The organism is Microbacterium aureliae, assembly GCF_054780155.1.
The window spans coordinates 1,143,086-1,162,189 of the sequence record NZ_BAAGWW010000002.1 but is presented as its reverse complement, the minus strand read 5'-3'; the positions used below and the strand labels follow the sequence as shown (position 1 = coordinate 1,162,189).

The 19,104-nt window shown below is 73.6% G+C and carries 21 protein-coding genes and 1 tRNA gene; 13 read left to right on the top strand and 9 right to left on the bottom strand.

The genetic code is table 11. The annotated features are described in order from the left end of the window. Positions 1–2: 2 nt before the first annotated feature. Positions 3–1,670, bottom strand: coding sequence for an arginine--tRNA ligase (gene argS / locus ACYVF4_RS11455; RefSeq protein ID WP_460722768.1), 1,668 nt, complete (start codon positions 1,668–1,670; stop codon positions 3–5). Positions 1,671–1,713: 43 nt separating this feature from the next. After that, positions 1,714–2,568 carry a transglutaminase-like domain-containing protein gene (locus ACYVF4_RS11450; RefSeq protein WP_460722767.1) on the bottom strand — a complete coding sequence of 285 codons (855 nt, stop codon included), beginning with the start codon at positions 2,566–2,568 and terminating at the stop codon, positions 1,714–1,716. Positions 2,569–2,669: 101 nt separating this feature from the next. Here ACYVF4_RS11450 and ACYVF4_RS11445 point away from each other — a divergent pair, with 101 nt between their 5' ends. Both ACYVF4_RS11445 and ACYVF4_RS11440 read left to right on the top strand, forming a co-directional pair. After that, entirely contained in the window at positions 2,670–3,482 is an 813-nt protein-coding gene (locus tag ACYVF4_RS11445) for an SGNH/GDSL hydrolase family protein (protein WP_460722765.1), read from the top strand. Between the two features lie 43 nt (positions 3,483–3,525). Continuing rightward, positions 3,526–3,598 (top strand) — tRNA-Arg (locus ACYVF4_RS11440). 36 nt (positions 3,599–3,634) lie between these two features. Here ACYVF4_RS11440 and ACYVF4_RS11435 read toward each other — a convergent pair. Beyond that, positions 3,635–3,964, bottom strand: a complete 330-nt coding sequence (locus tag ACYVF4_RS11435) for a hypothetical protein (protein ID WP_460722764.1) — start codon at positions 3,962–3,964, stop codon at positions 3,635–3,637. Between the two features lie 115 nt (positions 3,965–4,079). Here ACYVF4_RS11435 and ACYVF4_RS11430 point away from each other — a divergent pair, with 115 nt between their 5' ends. Next, on the top strand, positions 4,080–4,517 hold the full coding sequence (locus tag ACYVF4_RS11430; protein ID WP_460722762.1) for a hypothetical protein: 438 nt from the start codon (positions 4,080–4,082) through the stop codon (positions 4,515–4,517). A 1-nt stretch (position 4,518) separates the two neighbouring features. Here the strand turns inward: ACYVF4_RS11430 and ACYVF4_RS11425 are convergent, their stop codons facing one another. From ACYVF4_RS11425 to ACYVF4_RS11415, 3 genes are all read right to left on the bottom strand, one after another. Next, on the bottom strand, positions 4,519–5,400 hold the full coding sequence (locus tag ACYVF4_RS11425) for a CPBP family intramembrane glutamic endopeptidase (RefSeq protein WP_460722760.1): 882 nt from the start codon (positions 5,398–5,400) through the stop codon (positions 4,519–4,521). A 1-nt stretch (position 5,401) separates the two neighbouring features. After that, positions 5,402–6,061 carry a tRNA (guanosine(46)-N7)-methyltransferase TrmB gene (gene trmB / locus ACYVF4_RS11420; RefSeq protein WP_460723138.1) on the bottom strand — a complete coding sequence of 220 codons (660 nt, stop codon included), beginning with the start codon at positions 6,059–6,061 and terminating at the stop codon, positions 5,402–5,404. 115 nt (positions 6,062–6,176) lie between these two features. Further along, positions 6,177–7,019: a DUF3097 domain-containing protein gene (locus tag ACYVF4_RS11415; protein WP_460722759.1), complete on the bottom strand. Its 843-nt coding sequence runs from the start codon at positions 7,017–7,019 to the stop codon at positions 6,177–6,179. A 171-nt stretch (positions 7,020–7,190) separates the two neighbouring features. On the opposite strand from ACYVF4_RS11415, the gene ACYVF4_RS11410 reads away from it, so the two are divergent. The 4 genes from ACYVF4_RS11410 (at position 7,191) to ACYVF4_RS11395 (ending at position 11,356) form a co-directional block, all read left to right on the top strand. Beyond that, positions 7,191–9,173, top strand: a complete 1,983-nt coding sequence (locus ACYVF4_RS11410) for a TPM domain-containing protein (RefSeq protein ID WP_460722757.1) — start codon at positions 7,191–7,193, stop codon at positions 9,171–9,173. Positions 9,174–9,226: 53 nt separating this feature from the next. Further along, positions 9,227–9,961 carry a PspA/IM30 family protein gene (locus tag ACYVF4_RS11405; protein ID WP_460722755.1) on the top strand — a complete coding sequence of 245 codons (735 nt, stop codon included), beginning with the start codon at positions 9,227–9,229 and terminating at the stop codon, positions 9,959–9,961. Positions 9,962–10,028: 67 nt separating this feature from the next. Continuing rightward, positions 10,029–10,850, top strand: a complete 822-nt coding sequence (locus tag ACYVF4_RS11400) for an arginase family protein (protein ID WP_460722753.1) — start codon at positions 10,029–10,031, stop codon at positions 10,848–10,850. A 74-nt stretch (positions 10,851–10,924) separates the two neighbouring features. Continuing rightward, complete coding sequence (locus tag ACYVF4_RS11395) at positions 10,925–11,356, top strand: Fe-S oxidoreductase (RefSeq protein ID WP_460723136.1); 432 nt, start codon at positions 10,925–10,927, stop codon at positions 11,354–11,356. Here the strand turns inward: ACYVF4_RS11395 and ACYVF4_RS11390 are convergent. The 3 genes from ACYVF4_RS11390 to ACYVF4_RS11380 are packed head-to-tail and all read right to left on the bottom strand — an operon-like array spanning position 11,288 to position 13,006. Beyond that, complete coding sequence (locus tag ACYVF4_RS11390) at positions 11,288–11,752, bottom strand: SIP domain-containing protein (RefSeq protein ID WP_460722751.1); 465 nt, start codon at positions 11,750–11,752, stop codon at positions 11,288–11,290. The genes ACYVF4_RS11395 and ACYVF4_RS11390 overlap by 69 nt on opposite strands. Before the next feature lie 55 nt (positions 11,753–11,807). After that, the gene (locus ACYVF4_RS11385) at positions 11,808–12,533 is read right to left on the bottom strand and encodes a tyrosine-protein phosphatase (RefSeq protein WP_460722749.1); all 726 of its coding nucleotides are present in this window, start codon (positions 12,531–12,533) and stop codon (positions 11,808–11,810) included. Beyond that, entirely contained in the window at positions 12,530–13,006 is a 477-nt protein-coding gene (locus ACYVF4_RS11380) for a carboxymuconolactone decarboxylase family protein (RefSeq protein ID WP_460722747.1), read from the bottom strand. The genes ACYVF4_RS11385 and ACYVF4_RS11380 overlap by 4 nt, the downstream gene beginning before the upstream one ends. A gap of 51 nt (positions 13,007–13,057) precedes the next feature. On the opposite strand from ACYVF4_RS11380, the gene ACYVF4_RS11375 reads away from it, so the two are divergent. The 6 genes from ACYVF4_RS11375 (at position 13,058) to ACYVF4_RS11350 (ending at position 19,022) form a co-directional block, all read left to right on the top strand. Beyond that, positions 13,058–13,999 carry an alpha/beta fold hydrolase gene (locus ACYVF4_RS11375; RefSeq protein ID WP_460722745.1) on the top strand — a complete coding sequence of 314 codons (942 nt, stop codon included), beginning with the start codon at positions 13,058–13,060 and terminating at the stop codon, positions 13,997–13,999. Positions 14,000–14,109: 110 nt separating this feature from the next. Then, complete coding sequence (locus tag ACYVF4_RS11370; RefSeq protein WP_460722743.1) at positions 14,110–15,618, top strand: ABC transporter substrate-binding protein; 1,509 nt, start codon at positions 14,110–14,112, stop codon at positions 15,616–15,618. After that, the gene (locus ACYVF4_RS11365; RefSeq protein WP_460722741.1) at positions 15,615–16,565 is read left to right on the top strand and encodes an ABC transporter permease; all 951 of its coding nucleotides are present in this window, start codon (positions 15,615–15,617) and stop codon (positions 16,563–16,565) included. The genes ACYVF4_RS11370 and ACYVF4_RS11365 overlap by 4 nt, the downstream gene beginning before the upstream one ends. Beyond that, a complete protein-coding gene (locus ACYVF4_RS11360) occupies positions 16,562–17,440 on the top strand; it encodes an ABC transporter permease (RefSeq protein WP_460722739.1) in 879 nt (292 codons plus the stop codon). Before ACYVF4_RS11365 ends, ACYVF4_RS11360 begins: the two co-directional genes overlap by 4 nt. After that, positions 17,437–18,225, top strand: a complete 789-nt coding sequence (locus ACYVF4_RS11355) for an ATP-binding cassette domain-containing protein (protein ID WP_460722737.1) — start codon at positions 17,437–17,439, stop codon at positions 18,223–18,225. Before ACYVF4_RS11360 ends, ACYVF4_RS11355 begins: the two co-directional genes overlap by 4 nt. Next, positions 18,222–19,022: an ATP-binding cassette domain-containing protein gene (locus tag ACYVF4_RS11350; RefSeq protein WP_460722735.1), complete on the top strand. Its 801-nt coding sequence runs from the start codon at positions 18,222–18,224 to the stop codon at positions 19,020–19,022. The genes ACYVF4_RS11355 and ACYVF4_RS11350 overlap by 4 nt, the downstream gene beginning before the upstream one ends. Positions 19,023–19,104 lie beyond the last annotated feature (82 nt).

The window sequence follows — 19,104 nt, the reverse complement described above, 5'->3', positions numbered from 1 at the left end:
GACTACATCCGCTCCGGGGCGTCCACGCCCAGCAGGTCCAGGCCGTTGCGCAGCACCTGGCCGGTCGCGTCGTTCAGCCACAGCCGTGTGCGGTGGACCGCCTCGACCGGATCGTCGCCCTGCGGGATCACGCGGCAGTTGTCGTACCACCGGTGGTAGAGCCCGGCGAGCTCCTCGAGGTAGCGGGCGACGCGGTGGGGCTCGCGCACCTCGGCGGCGAAGGCCACGACGCGCGGGAACTCCTGCAGCGCGCCCAGCAGCGCCGACTCGGTCTCGTGCTGGAGCAGCGCCGGCTCGAACTCCGAGCGGTCGACACCGCTGGCGGCGGCGTTGCGGGCGACGTTGTGGGTGCGCGCGTGGGCGTACTGCACGTAGAAGACCGGGTTGTCGTTGGTGCGCTTGCGCAGCAGCTCGGGGTCGAGCGTCAGCGGGGAGTCCGCCGGGTAGCGGGCGAGGGAGTACCGCAGCGCGTCGGTGCCCAGCCATTCCCGCAGGTCGTCCATCTCGATGATGTTGCCCGCGCGCTTGGACAGCCGGGCGCCGTTGACCGAGACCAGCTGGCCGATGAGGACCTCGATGTCCTTGTCGGGGTCGTCGCCGGCGGCGCCGGCGAGGGCCTTCAGGCGGTGGACGTAGCCGTGGTGGTCGGCGCCGAGCAGGTAGATCTTGTGGGCGAAGCCGCGGTCGCCCTTGTTGAGGTAGTACGCGGCGTCGGCGGCGAAGTAGGTGTACTCGCCGTTGGACCGCCGGATGACCCGGTCCTTGTCGTCGCCGAAGTCGGTCGTGCGCACCCACACCGCGTCGTCCTGGTCGAAGACGTGCCCCTGCGCGCGCAGGCGCTCCACCGCCTCGTCGACGAGGCTCGGCTCGCCGTGGGATCCGGCCCGGTGCAGCACGCGCTCCGAGAACCACACGTCGAAGGCGACGTTGAACTTCGCCAGGGATGCCTGGATCTCGCCCAGCTGGAAGTCGTAGGCGAGGTCCCGCACGACGACGAGCTGCTCCTCGGGGTCGAGCTCCGCGAGGTCGGGGCGCTCGTCGCGCACCCGCCGGGCGAGATCGTCGATGTAGGAGCCGACGTAGCCGTCCTCGGGCGCGGGGGTGCCGGTGACCGCGGCGAGCACCGAGCGGCCGAAGCGCTCCATCTGCGCACCGGCGTCGTTGATGTAGAACTCGCGGGCGACGGTGGCGCCGCTGGCCTGCAGCAGCCGGGCGATGGAGTCGCCCAGCGCCGCCCACCGCGTGTGGCCGATGTGCAGCGGGCCGGTGGGGTTGGCGCTGACGAACTCGACGTTGATCGTCCGGCCGTCCTGCGAGTCGTTCGAGCCGAACGCGGCCCCCGCCTCGACGATGGTGCGCGCGAGGACTCCCGCGGCCGCGGCATCCAGCCGGATGTTGATGAAGCCGGGCCCGGCCACCTCGACGCCGGCGATGCCGTCGACGGCGGCGAGGCCGGCCGCGATCTCGGCCGCGAACTCGCGCGGCGGCGCGCCGACGGCCTTGGCGAGCTTCAGTGCGGCATTGGACGCCCAGTCGCCGTGGTCGCGGTTCTTCGGCCGCTCCAGCGGCAGGTCGGCGGGGGTGAGCCCCTCGCTCGCACCGGCGCGTCGCGCCTCGGCGAGCGGGACGATGACGGCGAGCAGGGCGGCGGAGAGGGCGTCGGGAGTCATAACCCGTCGAGTCTAGTTGCCGCCCGGCGGGCGCCCCGCGGGCTCAGGCGATCTGGACCAGCTCGACGAAGTCGTCCGCGCCGGGACCGGCGGCATCGTCAGAGGCGGATGCCGGCATCGCGGCATCCGTGAAGTCCTCCGCCTCGGGCATGACCCAGGCGTCCACGCGCATCCGCTGCAGCCCGACGTAGCCGCCGTGGTAGCTGAGGAAGGCGCAGTCGGCGGCGTCGCGGCCGGTGGCGATGCGCACGAGCGAGCGGCGGTTCGCGAGGCGGGTGCCGTCGATGACGTACCAGGCGCCGTCGTGGTAGGCCTCGGCGACCGCGTGGAAGTCCATCGGCCGCAGTCCCGGCGCGTAGCACGCGGCGTAGCGGGCGGGCATGTCCATGGCCCGCAGCAGCGCGATCACGACGTGGGCGTAGTCGCGGCACACGCCCTGGCCGGTCATGAGCGTGGTCACGGCGCTGTCGGTGCCGTGGCTGAGCCCCGGCGTGTAGGTCGTGCTGGTGGCCACGAAGTCCGACACCGCCTGGATGAGCTCGATGCCGTGCAGGCCCTTGAACTGGCGGCGCGCCTGCTGGAACACCTCGTCCGACTGGCAGTAGCGGCTCGGCCGCAGGTACGTGATGGCCTCGAGGTCGCTCGTCCGCCCCGCCGGGGTCGGCCCGGCGACCCGCGCCTCGTACCGGATCTCGAGCCGTCCGGCCTCGCCGGTGAGCCGGTGCAGACGGCTGCCGGACTGGTCGATGATCTCGAGCGGGGTGTACACGCGATCGCCCTGGGTGAAGGTGAGCTGCTCGTCGGCGACGGGCACCTGCTGGGCGGCCGCGATCTGCACGATGAGGTCGACGGAGGACCCCAGTTCCAGGTCCAGTTCGGCGGTCACGACGCGTTGCACCGAAGTATCCTCGCACGCCGCGATGCCCCCTCGGACCACCGATTCCGACGGCCGGGCGGGCGGTGTTCGTCGCACCGTCGCCAATGATCTACCCTCGATCCATGCCCGCGTCAGGACGCCGTCGTCCACGGCGTTCGTGGGCGGCCCTGGGGGCCGTCGCACTCGCCGTGGCGCTGGTGTGCGCCGTCGCGGCGTGGCGGCCGTGGATCACGCCCGTCGCCGAGACCGCCGCGCCGCCCGAGGCGCCCGCCGCGGCGATCGCCCCCGCCGCACTCACGCTGCCCGAGAACCCCCGCATCCTCGTCTTCGGCGACTCGTGGGTGTACGGCTCGGCGGCCATCGTCCCGACCCTCGGGTTCGCCTACCGGCTGGCGCCGCTGCTGGACGCCGAGGTCGTCGTCGACGGCGTGCGCGGCAGCGGGTACCTCAAGCCCGGCATCGACGGCCCCGCCTACGGCGAGCGCATCGCGATGCTCGACGCGGCGCTGGACCCCGACCTCATCATCGTCGAGGGCACCATCAACGACCGACGGATGCCGGTGGCCGGGTACCGCGACGCCGTCACCGCCGCGTGGGACGCACTGTCGGCGCTCTACCCCGCGGCGTCCATCGTCGTCCTCGGGCCCGCCGCCCACGTCCTGCCGGTGGAGGAGGCGGTCGTGCGCATCGACGCGGATCTGGCGGAGCTGGCCGCCCTGCGCGGCTGGTGGTACATCTCCCCGATCGCCGAGGAGTGGATCGGCGCGGGCAACTACGCGCACGTCATCGACTCCGGCGCGGGGCGCAACCACCCCTCGACCGAGGGCCACCGCTACCTCGCCGCGCGCGTGGCGGAGGCGCTGGCGGCGATCGGGCACGGCAGCGACGTCGCCGCCGACGCCCCGGCCGACACCGAGGTGGGCGTCCGGCGCTGAGCGCACGGGAGGGCCTCCGGTCAGTGGTAATCTCGACCGGTACGCCTCCGTAGCTCAGGGGATAGAGCGTTGGTTTCCGGTACCAAAGGTCGCAGGTTCGATTCCTGTCGGGGGCACATCATCACCGTCATCCGGATCGCCTCGGCGACCGGTCAGAACGACTCCGCCTGACCGTTCAGGCCGCCCTCCTCGTCCGGCACCATCGCGACCGGCTGCAGCGCCGCGGTGCGCTCGGTCAGGTCCTGCACCAGCGGGTCGTCCTCGATCCCCTCGACCCCGCCCGGCGTGGGGGTGGTGTACAGCTGGCTGGCGGGACCGATGAGCATGGTCGAGCGGGCGACCTCGCCGCTGTCGCCGATGATCGGCACCCTGACCACCGCGGACGTCCCGGTCTCGGCGAGGGCCCGCGCGTAGGCGATGACTGCTTCGGCGATGCCGGCCGAGGTGACGACGAAGCCGTCCGCGTAGTGCAGCTTGACCATGCCGCCAGCATCGATCACCCCCGCCCGATCCGGCACGGGGGTTTCGCCGCCCTCGCGCCCGCCATACAATCCGCAGGCGCGGCGGAATCGGCCGCCGGCGACAGGACGGGGTGACATGAGCGAGGACGGCGACGGCTTCAGCGAGGCGGAGCGCGCGGCGATGAAGCAGCGGGCGGCGGAGCTGCGGGCCCAGCAGGGGGTCAAGGGCGCGGCGAAGAGGGAGAAGGAGCTGCAGGCGTGCCTGGACGCCGTCGGGGCGCTGTCGGGCCTGGACCGCACGATCGCCGAGCGCGTCCACGTGGTCGTCGGCGAGGAGGCCCCGCACCTCGACGCGAAGACCTGGTACGGCTTCCCCTCGTACGCCCGTGACGGCAAGGTGGTCGTCTTCGTGCAGCCGGCGTCGAAGTTCGGCACGCGCTACGCCACGATCGGCTTCAGCGAGGACGCGCGACTGGATGACGGCGCCATGTGGGCGACGTCGTACGCGGTCGTGGAATGGACGCCCGCGGTCGACGAAGCGGTGCGGGAGCTCGTTCGCCGGGCCGCGGGCTGACTCACACCGGGAAGATGCCGTCCAGCAGTCCCGGGTTGTGGGCGTGGACGAGCACCAGGAAGACGACGGCGTCGAAGAGCAGGTGGACCGTCACGACGTAGGCGAGCGACTTCGTCCGCATGAAGATGAAGCCCTGCAGGAGCGCGAACGGGATCGTCAGGAGCGGTCCCCACGCCTGGTAGCCCAGCTCCCACAGGAACGACACGAACACGATCGCCTGCAGGATGTTGGCCTGCCAGAAGCGCACGTGGCGGCGCAGCAGCGCCAGGCACGTGCAGATGAAGAACAGCTCGTCCCAGATGCCGACCGCCCCCACGCCGACGAACAGCCGCGCGATGAGGTCGGGGGTGTCCACCACCGGCCAGTTCTGGTAGACGCCCGAGGTGATGAAGTAGAACGGCAGGATCAGCCAGCCGAGGACGAGCACCCCCACGAGCCACGACCACTGGAAGGCGGTCCACCGCCCGCCGCCCCGCCACGGGAAGCGGATGGCGTGGTCCCGGTACACCCAGCGCGAGATCGCGTACGGCACGGCGACCGCGCCGCCCAGGGCGAGGGCGAAGCGCAGGATCGCGAGGTCGTCGAGCTCGGCCTTGAGGGGGATGACGCTGACGATGAGCAGGCCGATCGCGATCAGCGACAGGTCGCGCACCAGCGAGGGCGGGCGGATGCCGGCGGGATCGGCGGCCTCGTCCGGGGAGGGCCTGCGTCGCTCGAGCAGCCACGCCGCGACGAGACCGGCCGCCAGCAGCACCCAGCCCAGCCACGGCACGAGCAGGACGAAGAAGGCGGGGGCGGCCAGGCACACCAGCAGGGCGGGGACGAGGTCGCCCGGCCACGCCGGGTGCGTGCGGACCGGGGCGGCGGCGGGATGGGCGGGCATGTCAGGCGGCCCGCCGGTAGGCGAGGTCGCGGATGCGCCGGCCGGCGCGCTCGCCCTTGCGCTCGAAGGCGGTCAGGACGCGCCCCTCGAACCGCGGCGCCCACTCCCCCTCGAACGCCCGGGTGAAGCCTGGCGCGGCGTCGAGCACCTCGCGCATCTGCAGCGCGTAGTCCTCCCAGTCCGTCGCCAGCCGCAGCATCCCGCCGGGGCGCAGCGCCGCGGCCGCGACGGGTGAGAACTCCCCCGCCACCAGGCGCCGCTTGGTGTGCTTCTTCTTGTGCCACGGGTCGGGGAAGAACACCCACAGCTCGTCGACGGATGCCGGCGGCAGCAGGTGCTGCAGGACTTCGGGCGCGTTCGCCTCGACCAGGCGCAGGTTGCCGGCACCGGCCCGCTCGGCATCCAGCATCGTGCGGGCAAGGCCCGCCTTGAAGACCTCGACGGCCAGGAAGTCCACGTCCGGCCGTGCGGCGGCCGCGCTCACGATCGCGTGCCCCTGCCCCGAGCCGACCTCGACGATGAGCGGGGCCTCGCGCCCCCAGACGGCGGCGGGATCGATCACCGACCCCGGCAGGACGCTGGTGGCCGCGGCATCCCGGGGCACGTCGACGACGAAGCGCGGCGAGAGCTCCGCCCACGCCCGCTCCTGTGCTTCGGACATCCGGCCGCTTCGCCGCACGAACGAGACGGGGCGATCCCGGAACCGGCGAGGGACGTCGTGGACGGGAGAGTCGGTCACCTCTCCAGGGTAGTGAGCCCCGGAGCGCCGGGAGCGCTCAGCCGGCGGGCTCGGTGACGAAGTCGATGAGCTCCTCGACGCGACCGAGGAGCGCCGGCTCCAGGTCGCGGTAGCTCGAGACGGCGCCGAGGATGCGCTGCCACGCCCGCGCGAGGTCCGCCTGGTCATCGGCGCGCCAGCCGAGGGCGCGGCAGACGCCGGTCTTGTAGTCCACGCCCCGAGGGACGTCCGGCCACGCCGTGATGCCCAGGGCGCGCGGCGTCACGCACTGCCACACGTCCACCCACGGGTGCCCGACGATGCGGACGTGCGCGCCGTGGCGGCCGCGCCGGATCGCCTCGGCGATGCGGGTCTCCTTGGCCCCGGGGACGAGGTGGTCCACGAGCACGCCGTAGCGGCGGGTCGCCGAGGGCGGCTCGGCGTCCAGCAGGTCGGCGAGCAGGTCGACGCCCTGCAGGTACTCCACCACCACGCCTTCGGCGCGCAGGTCGTCGCCCCACACCTTCTCGACGAGCTCGGCGTCATGGCGCCCCTCGACGAGGATGCGGCTGGCCCGCGCCACGCGCGCCCGCGTCTCGGGGGCGGCGAACGACCCCGACGCGGTGCGGCGGGGCGCGGCCGGCGCGCGTCGCTCGGGCGCCTCGAGCACGACGTCCTCGCCGTCGATGAGGAATCCCGGCCCCAGCGGGAACAGGCGGCGCCTGCCGGCGCGGTCCTCGAGCTCCACGAGACCCGACTGGATCCCCACCACGGCGCCGCAGAAGCCGTCGGCGGCGACCTCGACGACCAGATCGCCGGATGCCGGCACCCGCGGCACCCGCTTCGCCGTACGCTCGCGCCAGCCCGCTGCCAGCACATCCGTGCCGTATCGATCGTCCATATGGTCCTCCGGGTCGCAAAGGCTACCCGGCCGCACGCGCCCCGCCGCCGCGACCCGCCGCCCCTATCCCTCTCGCACGATGGCTGAATAGACTCGCGAAGGGGGTCGGCGACGGCCCGGGAGGGGGAGCCGGTGCGGATACGGGGGACGGCAGCTCTGCTGGCCGCTGCGGTGGTCTCATCGACACTCGCGGGTGGAGCGCTGGCTGCGGCCACGCCGCCCGTGCAACTCGGTGCGGGCTACCTCCTGGATGCCTCCGATGCGCTGGATGCCGGCGCGGAGGCGGCCGCACAGACCCGGCTCGAGCAGCTCTCCGCCGACACCGGGGCAGACCTCTACGCGGTCTTCGTCGACGAGTTCACCGATCCGTCCGACAGCGAGTCGTGGGCGAACACCGTCGCCGAGGAGAACGGGCTCGGCCCGTCGCAGTACCTTCTGGCGGTGGCCACCGAGAGCCGGCAGTACTACCTGTCGGCCGACAGCGCAGGACCGCTCACCGAGGAGCAGGTCGTCCAGATCGAGGCCGACATCCGCCCCGACCTCAGCGCCGGCGACTACGGCGGCGCGGTCATCACCGCCGCCGACGCGATGACGAGCCGCATCGGCGGTGGCGCGGGCGGCGCGCCCGGCGGGTCGGGCGCGATCACCGTGGTCATCCTCGTCGTCGTCCTCGGCGGCATCGCCCTCGTGGCCTGGTGGCTCATCCGGCGCCGGCGGGCCGCCGGCGGCCAGGCGCAGGGCCCCGCCGTCCCCGGCGCACCGCCCGCCGTTCCCCTCGAGGAGCTGCGCCGGCAGGCCGCATCCGCGCTCGTCCAGACCGACGACGCCCTGAAGACCAGCGAGCAGGAGCTCGGGTTCGCCCGGGCGCAGTTCGGCGATGAGGCGACGTCCTCCTTCGTCGAGGCCCTCGCCGCGGCCCGCGCCGAGCTGGACGAGGCGTTCTCGCTGCAGCAGAAGCTCGATGACGGCGAGCCCGACACCGACGCGCAGATCCGGGAGTGGAACGAGCGGATCATCGCGCTCTGCCGCAGCGCCAACGAGCGCCTCGATGAGCGTGCGGCGGAGTTCGACGAGCTGCGCAAGCTCGAGCAGAACGCCCCCGAGGCCCTCGCCCGCGTCCGCACCGACCGGCAGAAGGCCGCGGCCGCGGTGGGCCCGGCATCCGAACGTCTTGCGGCCTTGCGCTCGCAGTACTCCCCCGAAGCGCTCTCGACGATCGCCGACAATCCGGCGCAGGCCGAGGCCCGGCTGCAGTTCGCCGACGCGGAGCTCGCCGAGGCCGAGACCGCGCTGACGGCGGGCGACGGCGGGGAGGCGGCGGTGAGCATCCGCGCCGCCGAGGACGCCGTCGCACAGGCGGGCGCCCTCGCCGCCGCGGTCGACAAGCTCGCGGTGGACCTGGCCGTCGCCGAGAAGAACGCCACCGCCCTCATCGCCGATCTCGAGCAGGATGCCGCCGCAGCCGCCGCCCTGCCCGACGCGGACGGCCGGCTCGCCGCCGCCGTCACGGCCACCCGTCAGCAGGTGGGCAGCGCCCGCGCACAGCTCAGCGGGGCCAAGAACCCCGTCGCCGCCCTGCAGGCGCTCGAGGCGGTCAACGCCGAGATCGATGCGCTCATCCGCGGCGTACGGGACGAGCAGGCGCAGGCCGAGCGCGCCCGGCAGATGCTCTCGCATGTGCTGACGCAGGCGCAGGCGCAGGTCTCGGCGGCCGAGGACTACATCACCTCGCGCCGCGGCGCCGTCGGTGCCGAGGCGCGCACGCGCCTGGCCGAAGCCGGCGCGAGCCTCGTGCGCGCCCGCCAGTTGCAGTCCGGCGACCCGCAGCAGGCGCTCGCCGAGGCCCAGCGCGCCGAGCAGCTCGCCGGCCGCGCCATCCAGCTCGCGCAGAGCGACGTCGGCGCCTTCGGCGGCATTGCCGCCCCGGGCGGCGGTGACGGCGGCATGCTCGGCGCCGTCCTCGGCGGCATCGTCCTGAACTCCGTCCTGGGCGGCGGCCGGTCGGGCGGGGGCTTCCCCGGCGGCCTCGGGGGCCTCGGCGGTCTCGGCGGCCTCGGGGGCATGGCCGGCGGCGGCCGCAGCCGCGGCCGCATCAGTCCCGGCTCGTTCGGCGGCGGCGGATCCCGCGGCCGTCGCGGCGGGGGACGCTTCTGACCCGGCGGGCGCCCGCCCGCCGCACACCACTTCTCGGAAAGGAAGGAACCACGATGGCCAAACAGTCCATCTTCGGCCGCATCTCCACCCTCATCAGGGCCAACGTCAACGCCCTGATCGATCAGGCCGAGGACCCGCAGAAGATGCTGGACCAGCTCGTGCGGGACTACACCAACAGCATCGCCGATGCCGAGGCGGCGATCGCCGAGACGATCGGCAACCTGCGCCTGCTCGAGCGCGACCACCAGGAGGACGTCAAGGCTGCCGCCGAGTGGGGCAACAAGGCGCTGGCCGCCAGCCGTCGCGCCGACCAGCTGCGCGCCTCGGGCGACACCGTCGACGCCGACAAGTTCGACAATCTCGCCAAGATCGCGCTGCAGCGGCAGATCAGCGAAGAGAACGAGGCCAGCGCCATCGCGCCGACCATCGCCACCCAGACCGAGGTCGTCGAGAAGCTCAAGGACGGCCTCAACGGGATGAAGCAGAAGCTGGAGCAGCTCAAGGCCAAGCGCAGCGAGCTGCTCGCGCGCGCCAAGACCGCCGAAGCCCAGGTCAAGGTCCACGACGCGGTCAAGTCGATCGACGTGCTGGATCCCACCAGCGAACTCGGCCGCTTCGAGGACAAGGTGCGCCGCCAGGAGGCCCTCGCCGCCGGCAAGCAGGAGCTGGCCGCGTCGTCGCTGGACGCGCAGTTCACCCAGCTCGAGGACATGGGCGAGCTCACCGAGGTCGAGGCGCGGCTGGCCGCGCTGAAGGCCGGCGGCTCGGCGGGCGCCATCACCCAGTGATCCGGCGCGCGGCCTTCCGGCCTCGAGCCGGAGGGCCGCGCGACGATGCACGAAGGAGCAGAACCGGATGCCGAGATTCGTCGTCGTGCCCCAATGGCAGGGCTCCCCGTCGGCGCGCGCGATGCTGCTCGTCGACGGCGCCGACGCGATCGCCGGCGACCTGCCGCGCTCCGCCACGGTGCGCGTGGACGTCCCGCTCGAGGCCGGCGAGTCCCAGGCCACCGGCGTGCAGCGGCACAGCTCCCTGGTCCGCACGCGCGAGCTCGTGCGGACGCAGCTGGAGGGCGCGACCGGGCCGGCCCTCGTCGTCGGGGGTGACTGCGGGGTCGCCGTGAGCGCCGTCGCGCACTCCCGCGCGGTCGAGCCCGACCTCGCGGTGCTGTGGTTCGACGCGCACCCCGATCTGCACACGCCCGACACCAGCCCGTCGGGGGCGTTCTCGGGGATGGCGCTGCGCGCGATCCTCGGCGGCGGCCCCCCGGGTCTCGCGCTCGGCGCGGACGCGATCGCCGCCCAGCGCGCCGTCCTCGTCGGCGCACGCGCCTTCGACGACGGCGAAGAGGAGGAGCTGCGGGCGCTCGGCCTGACGTGGCTGCCCGCGGATGCCGCAGCCGCCGCGGAGAAGGTCGCCTCGGCCGTCCGCGCGACGGGGGCCGCCGGCATCCACGTGCACGTCGACCTGGACGTGCTGGACCCCTCGGCCCTCACCGGGCTGACCGCCCCCGCGCCCTTCGGGCTGACCGTCGCCCAGCTCGTGGCGGCGATCGCCGCGGCGCGCGAGGCGGCCCCGCTCGTGGGCGCGAGCCTGAGCGGATTCGCGCCCGCCGCGCCGGATGCCGCCGTGGAGGACCTCGGCGCGATCCTGCGCATCGTGGGTGCCCTCGCGTGAGCGATCCGCGCGCCGCGGCCGTGGCCGTCGAGGCGGCGCGCGCCGCTGAGCGCGCGGCACGCACCGACCGCCGGATCCCGGCCGCGCTGCTGGACTCGCCGCTGAGCTTCGCCGGCTACCTGTACGGCTCGGCGGTGGGCTGGGTGTGGGGGTCGCTGTGGAGCACCGGACGCATCGAGCGCCGCGGCGGGCTGTGGGTCTTCCGCGGCATGCCGGCCTGGACGTTCCCGCGCGGCGGGGTGTGCGCGGGAACCTGCTTCCTCACCGGTGACGGGCCCATCGACGACCGCCTGCTGCGCCACGAGGCGGTCCACCGCCGGCAGTGGCGCCGGTACGGCTTCCTCATGCCGGTGCTCTACCTCATCGAGGGGCGGGACGCGCTGCGCAACCGCTTCGAGATCGAGGCAGGCCTCGAGGACGGGAACTACCTGCCGCGCTCAGCGCGACGGCGTCAGCCCGAAGCGCTCGGGCGTCCAGATGCGGGCGGGGTCGACGTCCCGGCGTGACACCAGGTGGTCGACGATGTCGGCCGTTCCCAGCCAGCCCCCGAGCAGTCGGATGCGGGTCTCGTCCTCGTCCGCGCACAGCATCTCGTCTGCCCACGCCGTGACCGCGCGGGTGAGCGCCTGACCGGGAGCGCACGTGCGCCCGGACCCCGGGTCGCCGGTGCGGGCGGAGCGGTCCAGCCACGTCACCGTCATGCGCGCGGGGGCGTGCAGGTCGGCGCGGTGGCCGGCGTCGGGCACCTCGACGAACACGCGGCCCGTGGAGCAGAGGGGAAGGGTCGCCAGCAGCGCCTCGAGCTCGTCGAGCGAGGTCTCGTCGGCGGTGATCAGGTGCTGCACCCGGGTGTGCCGCGAAGCGCGGCAGGCGGTGGCGTTGTGCTCTGCAGTCGTGGACATGACACGTCCACTATAGCGGCCATCTTAGGGTTGCCTCACCTTACCGGGCTCGCCCTCAGCCGGCGGGGGCGACCAGCACGCGCCGCAGCTCCGCGACCTCGTCGTCGGGCATCCCATGGGCACGCAGGTAGCCGGCCGCCGAGCCGTACTGCTCGTCGATGGCCGCCAGCATCCCCGCCATCACCCGCGCGGGCGAACGCGTGGCCACCTCCTCCACGTTGCGGGCGTCGGGATGCCGCTGGCGCAGGAAGCGGAGGATCTCGCGGTTGCGCTCGGCGGGCAGCAGCGTCTCGGTCAGCGCGTAGTCGGCGACGATCGCATCGGCCCGCACTCCCCCGGCGGCCAGCGCGACGGCCACGGTGACACCCGTACGATCCTTGCCCACCGTGCAGTGGACGAGGACCGGCTGGTCGACGACGATTCCGCGCACGACCTCGACCACCGCCTCGGCGGAGTCGGCGACGAGCCCGCGGTACATCTCGTCCAGGCTCACGTCCCGGGTGAACAGCGACGTCACCGAGCCGGGGAAGAGCGGCACGCGGGCGGTCACCACGTCGAGGCTTTCTGTGCGGCTGGGCGCGTACGCGACCTCGTCGTCGGCGCGCAGGTCGATGATCCGCCGGATGCCGAGCCCGGCGAGCGCGGCGACGCCGGCGTCGTCGAGGGCGGCCAGGTTGCCCGAGCGGTACAGCACCCCCGAACGGGTGACCCCGCCCGCGGCGGGCAGACCGCCCACGTCGCGGAAGTTCATCGCCCCCGGGACGAGGGACTCCCGTGTCACGCGCCGTCGCCGGTGCGGGGCGGGACCGGGTAGCGACCGGCGATCGCGACCCGGTTGAACGAGTTGATCGAGACGAGGATCCAGCTCAGCGCGACGTACTCCCGCTCGCTGAGGACGGAGCCGACGCGGTCGTAGACGTCATCGGGGATGCCGTCCTCGTGGATGAAGCAGTGCGCCTCGGCGAGTTCCAGCCCTGCGCGCTCGCGCTCCGAGAAGACCCCGGAATCGCGCCACGTGGCCAGCTGGGCGATGACGTCGGCGTCGACCCCCGTCGCCGTCGCGCGGTCGACGTGGACGCGCACGCAGTAGGCGCACCCGTTGAGCTGCGAGGTGTGGATCTGGACGAGCTCCTTGAGCCGGTCGTCGATGCCCGCCTCGTCGGCGAGGCCGCCGACCGTCTTCGAGAACGCCGCGAGGGCCTGGTAGACCGGCGGCGCCGAGCGCGAGAGGTGGACGCGACGTTCTTCGCTCATGTCTGCCAGGGTAAGTCACCCGCCCGCGAGGGGATGCCCCAGAATGGGGCGGTGCCCGAACCCACCGACGAGTTCTCGTTCCTGCCCGCACAGGCCGCGGTCGCCGGCGTGGCCGGACCGCTGCCGGTCGTGCGGCGGACGACGCTGGACCTGCCCGACGGCCGGACGCTGAGCGCGCTGCGCTGGGGCCAGGAGCCGCCGCGGCTGACCCTGCTGCACGGCGCGGGCCTGAACGCCCACACGTGGGACACCACGCTGCTCGCGTGCGGACTGCCCGCCCTGGCCGTCGATCTCGCCGGTCACGGCGACTCCGCGTGGCGGGACGACGCGGCCTATGTCGCCCGCGTGCTGGCCCCGGACGTCGCCGCCGCGCTCGACGCCCACACCGACCGCCCGCAGCTGCTGGTCGGTCAGTCCCTCGGCGGCCTCACCGCAGCGGCGGTGGCCGCGATGCGCCCCGATGCGGTGGCCGCCGTCGTCGTCGTCGACATCACCCCCGGCGTCGACCCCGACGCCGGACCCACCCAGATCCGGGAGTTCTTCGCGGGGCCCACCTCGTGGGCGACCCGCGACGAGATGGTCGATCGTGCGCTGTCGTTCGGGCTCGGCGGCGAGCGCGCCGCAGCCGAGCGCGGCGTCTTCCTCAACTCCCGCGTGAGGGCCGACGGCCGGGTGGAGTGGAAGCACCACTTCGCCCACCTCGCCGCGGCCGCCGCCGCGGACGGCGAACGGCCCGCCGATGCGGTCTCGAACGTGCTCGCCGCGACCGGCTGGGAGGACTTCTCCGGCATCCGCAGCCCGCTCACCCTGATCCGCGGCGACCGCGGGTACGTCACGCCCGCCGACGCCGAGGAGTTCACCCGGCGTCTGCCCGCGGCATCCGTGGTGACCCTGCCGTCGGGCCACAACGTGCAGGAGGAGCAGCCGGTGGCGCTCGGGCGCCTGCTCCGCGAGCGGGCGGGAACGATCGGCGACACCCCTGCGTTGACGTGAGTGTGCGCCGCAGCCGGCTCCGGGAGTCCCTAGAGTTGAGGGCGCACCGGCCCCCCGCACTCCCCCGAGCCCGGCGTCCGCCCCCCGCGGACGTCCCGTGAAAGGACACCATGCTCCGCCGCACCGCCCTCGCCCCGGCCGCCCTCCTCGTCGGCGCGCTGGTCCTCGCCGCGTGCGCGCCCGGTGAGGCCCCCGCCCCGACGCAGACCGGCGAGCCGGACCCGGACGCCTCCGTGGCGATCCGCCTGGTGCTCGAGCCCGGCAACCTCGACATCCGCGAGACCGCCGGCGCCGCCCTCGACCAGATCCTGATCGACAACGTCTACCAGGGCCTGGTCGCCCGCACCCCCGAGCAGGACGTCGTCCCCGCCCTCGCGAGCGACTTCGAGGTCTCGGCCGACGGACTGACCTACACCTTCACCCTCCGCGAGGGCGTGACCTTCCACGACGGGCAGGAGCTGACCCCCGAGGACGTCGTGTGGTCGCTCGAGACCCGCAAGGGCAGCGACACCTGGCGGGATGCCGCACGGCTCGCCGGTATCCAGACGATCGAGGCCGAGGGGCAGCAGATCACGCTCACCCTCGCCGAACCCGACTCCAGCCTGCTGTGGAACCTGACCGGCCGCGCGGGCATCATCCTGAAGAAGGACGACGGGGTGGACTACGCCACCGCAGCCAACGGCACGGGGCCCTTCGTGCTGCAGGACTGGCGGCAGGGCGACAGCATCCAGTTCGTGCGCAACGACGATTACTGGGGCGAGCCGGCGCAGGTGGCCGAGGTCGTCTTCTCGTACATCCCCGACACCCAGGCCGCGCTCGGCGCGGCGCTCGCAGGCGAGGTGGACGTCCTCACCGGGTTCGACGCGAACCTCGAGGAGCAGGTGGAGGCCGGCGGCGACTTCACCCTGGTCCTCGGCGAATCCACCGACAAGGGCACCCTCGCCTTCAACCAGAACGAAGGCAGCCCCCTCGCCGACCGGCGCGTCCGCCAGGCGATCCGCCAGGCCATCGACCACGAGGCCTTCATCGAGGCGGCGGCATCCGGGCAGACGCAGTACGGACCCATCCCGTCGCTGGACCCGGGCTACGAGGACCTGTCGGACCTCGCCCCCTACGATCCCGAGGCCGCCCGCGATCTGCTGGCCGAGGCCGGGGCGGAGGACCTCGACCTGACTCTGACGATCCCGAGCTTCTACTCCACGACGATCCCGCAGATCCTCGTGTCCGATCTCAACGAGGTCGGCATCACCCTCACCGTCGAGTCGGTCGACTTCTCGACGTGGCTCAACGACGTCTACATCAACAAGGACTACGAGCTCAGCTTCGTGCTGCACACCGAGGCCCGCGACTTCGAGAACTGGGCGAACCCGGACTACTACTTCACCTACGACAGCCCCGAGGTGCAGGAGCTGTACGCCGACGCCCTCGCCGCCACCGACGAGGACGAGGCGGCGGAGCTCCTCGCCGAGGCCGCCCGCATCGTGTCCGAGGACGCCGCGGCGGACTGGCTGTACAACGGCGCCTCGGTGCTCGCCGTCGCCACGACCGTCACCGGGATGCCGTCGGTCAACGTCAACGAGCGCCTGAACCTCGCCGAGCTGGCCAAGAGCGACGGGTGACCCGGTACGCGCTGACGAGACTGGCCCTGCTGCTGCTGGGCCTCTTCGTCGCCAGCGCGCTGATCTTCCTCACCCTGCGCGTCCTGCCCGGCGACGTCGCGCAGCTGATCTCGGGCGTGAACTCCACGCCCGAGCAGGTGGCGGGCATCCGCCGGCGCCTGGGCCTCGACCAGCCGCTGCCCGTGCAGTACCTCGACTGGGTGGGCGGCGTCCTGCGCGGCGACCTCGGCACGTCCCTGCTGACCGGTTCCCGCGTGGCGGACGAGCTCACCCAGAAGGCCGCGGTGACGATCCCGCTCGGCATCCTGTCGCTGACCATCGCGATCGCCTTCAGCGTGCCGCTCGGGGTGCTTTCGGCCCTCCGGCGCGGCCGGGCCGACGGCACCGCGCTCAGCGTCGGCGCGCAGGCCCTCGCCGCGGTGCCCGTGGTGTGGGCGGGGATGATGCTCGTCGTGGTGTTCGCGGTGGGCCTGGGGTGGCTCCCCGCGCAGGGTTTCCCGCGAGCGGGCTGGTCGGACCCGGGCGCGGCGCTGCGCGCCCTGCTGCTGCCCGCCCTCACGATCGGCATCGTCGAGGGCGCGATGCTGCTGCGGTTCGTGCGCAGCGCGACGCTGCAGGCGATCGGGCAGGACTACGTCCGCACCGCGGCGGCGAAGGGACTCACCCGCACCGCCGCGCTGATCCGCCACGGCCTGCCCAACGTCGGCCTGTCGGTCATCACGGTCCTCGGGCTGCAGGTCGCGGGCATCATCGTCGGCGCTGTGGTGATCGAGCAGCTGTTCAGCCTGCCCGGGATCGGCCGCATGCTGGTGGCCGACGTCGGCGCCCGTGATCTTCCGAAGGTGCAGGGCGAGCTGCTCGTGCTGACGGGGTTCGTCCTCGTGGTGGGCTTCGCCGTCGATCTGCTGCACCGTGCGATCGACCCGCGGCAGCGGGAGGCGGCGTGAGGCGCGGGGCGTGGCTCGGGCGGCTGTGGTCGCTGTCGACGGGGCGTTTCGGCCTGATCGTGGTGGCGGTGGTCCTCGCGGCCGCGGGACTCTCGCTCGTGTGGACGCCGTTCGACCCCCGGCAGGTCGACATCTCGGGCCGCTGGGCGCCGCCGGGGTGGCCGCACCTGCTGGGCACGGACGCCTCGGGGCGGGACATCCTGTCGCTGCTCATCGCCGGCGCCCGCACGACCGTCGCCGTCGCGGTGGGAGCAGGCGTCGTCGCGACGATCCTCGGCGTCGGGCTGGCGGCCCTCGGCGCCCTCACGGCCCGCGGCGTCCGCGAGGCGGTCGCGGTGGCGGTGGACATCCTCATCGCCTTCCCCGTGCTCATCATCGCCATGATGATCTCGGCGGTGTGGGGCGGGTCGCTGTGGGTCGTGGTGTGGTCGGTGGGGATCGGCTTCGGCGTGAACATCGCGCGCGTCACGCGGCCGGAGCTCCGCCGCGTCCTGCACAGCGACTTCGTGCTCGCCGGTCGCGCGGCCGGGCTCACCCCGGCCCAGAACCTGTGGCGCCACCTGCTGCCCAACGTCGCGCCGGTGTTCATCGTGCAGCTGTCCTGGGGCATGGCCGTCGCCGTCCTCGCCGAGGCCGGGCTGTCCTACCTCGGCTTCGGCGCACCGGTGACCGAGCCGTCGTGGGGGCTGCTGCTGGACGAGCTGCAGCAGTTCATCAGCGTCCACCCGCTGTCGGTGCTGTGGCCCGGGCTGGCGATCACCATCACGGTGCTCGGACTCAACCTGCTCGGCGACGGGCTTCGCGAGGCGACCGACCCGACGCTGTCCCGCCGCCGCCGCGAGGCGCGCACGCACGTGCCCGAGGTGGTGGCATGAGCCTGGTCGTGAAGGACCTCGTGGTCGAGATCGCCGGGCGCCGCGTCGTCGACGGCGTCTCGTTCGCCGTCCCCGACGGTGCGCGCGTCGGGCTCATCGGGGAGTCCGGCTCGGGCAAGTCCCTGACCGCCCTCGCGGTGCTCGGACTGCTGCCGGACGGCGCGACGGCGACCGGCAGCATCCGGTGGAATGAGGTGGAACTGATCGGGATGCGGGACCGCGAGCTCGCGCGCCTGCGCGGCGACGAGATCGGCATCGTGTTCCAGGAGCCCCGGACCGCGCTCAATCCGCTGCGGACCGTCGGACGGCAGATCGCCGAATCCATCCGCATCCATCAGCCCGTCACCCGCCGGGATGCCGCGGCCCGGGCCGTCGACGAGGCGCGGCGGGTCGCCCTGCCCGACCCCGAGCGCATCGTCGGCCGCTACCCGCACCAGCTCTCGGGCGGGCAGCGCCAGCGGGTCGCCCTGGCGATGGCGCTCGCCTGCCGCCCCCGCCTGCTCATCGCCGACGAGCCGACCACGGCGCTGGACGTGACGATCCAGGCCGAGATCCTCGACCTGCTCAGGGGACTCGTCGCCGACGCCGGCATGGGGCTGGTCTTCATCACGCACGACCTGGCCGTGCTGTCCCAGATCGCCACCCACGGCGTGGTCCTCGACGACGGCCGGGTGGTGGAGTCCGCCCCCGTCGCCGACCTGCTCACCGCTCCCCGATCGCCGGTGACGCAAGGGCTGCTGCGGGATGCGACGGCGACGCTGTGGCGACCGGGCGGTGCCGCATGACGGGGGTGCTGCTGCGGGGGCGGGGACTCACCCGCCGGTTCGCCGTGCCCCGGCGGTCCCTCTTCGAGCGGCCGCGTCCGACGACGGCGCTCGAGGACGCCGACATCGACATCCTCGCCGGCCGCGCGGTCGGCATCATCGGGGAGTCCGGGTCGGGCAAGTCCACCCTCGTGCGTCTGCTGCTGGGGCTGGATTCGCCGACGTCGGGCACCGTCGAGTTCGACGGGCGCCCGGTCGACGCCGCCGCCCGGGCGCGGGACCTGCACTGGCTCCGCCGCCAGACCGGCATCGTCTTCCAGGACCCCTACGCCTCCCTGGACCCCCGCATGAGCGTCGGACGCATCGTCGGCGAGCCGCTGTGGGCCCTGGGCATCGAGGGCGACCGCCGGGAGCGGGTCCGCCGGACGCTCGTCGAGGTCGGACTCGAGGCCGAGATGGCCGACCGCTTCCCGCACGAGTTCTCGGGCGGGCAGCGGCAGCGGATCGCGCTGGCCCGCGCCCTCGTCCACCGCCCGCGCCTGCTCGTGGGCGACGAGCCGCTGTCGGCACTGGATGTCACGGTGCGGGCGCAGATCCTCGGCCTGCTGCGCGACCTCCGCGCGCGCGAGGAGCTGACGCTGGTGATGGTCTCGCACGACATCGGCGTCGTGCAGAGCCTGTGCGACGACGTCGTGGTGATGAAGGACGGCCGCATCGTCGAGGAGGGGCCGACCGAGAAGGTGCTGCTCCAGCCCCAGGTCTCGTACACCCGGCGGCTCCTGGCGTCGATCCCCGCGATCGACCCGCGCGCGCAGTAGCCCCATGTCGCAGCGCGCCGCCGGCGCGCCCCGCGCCGTCGCCGGCCGGGGTTAGCCTGGTCGCCCGTCCCCGAGGAGGAGC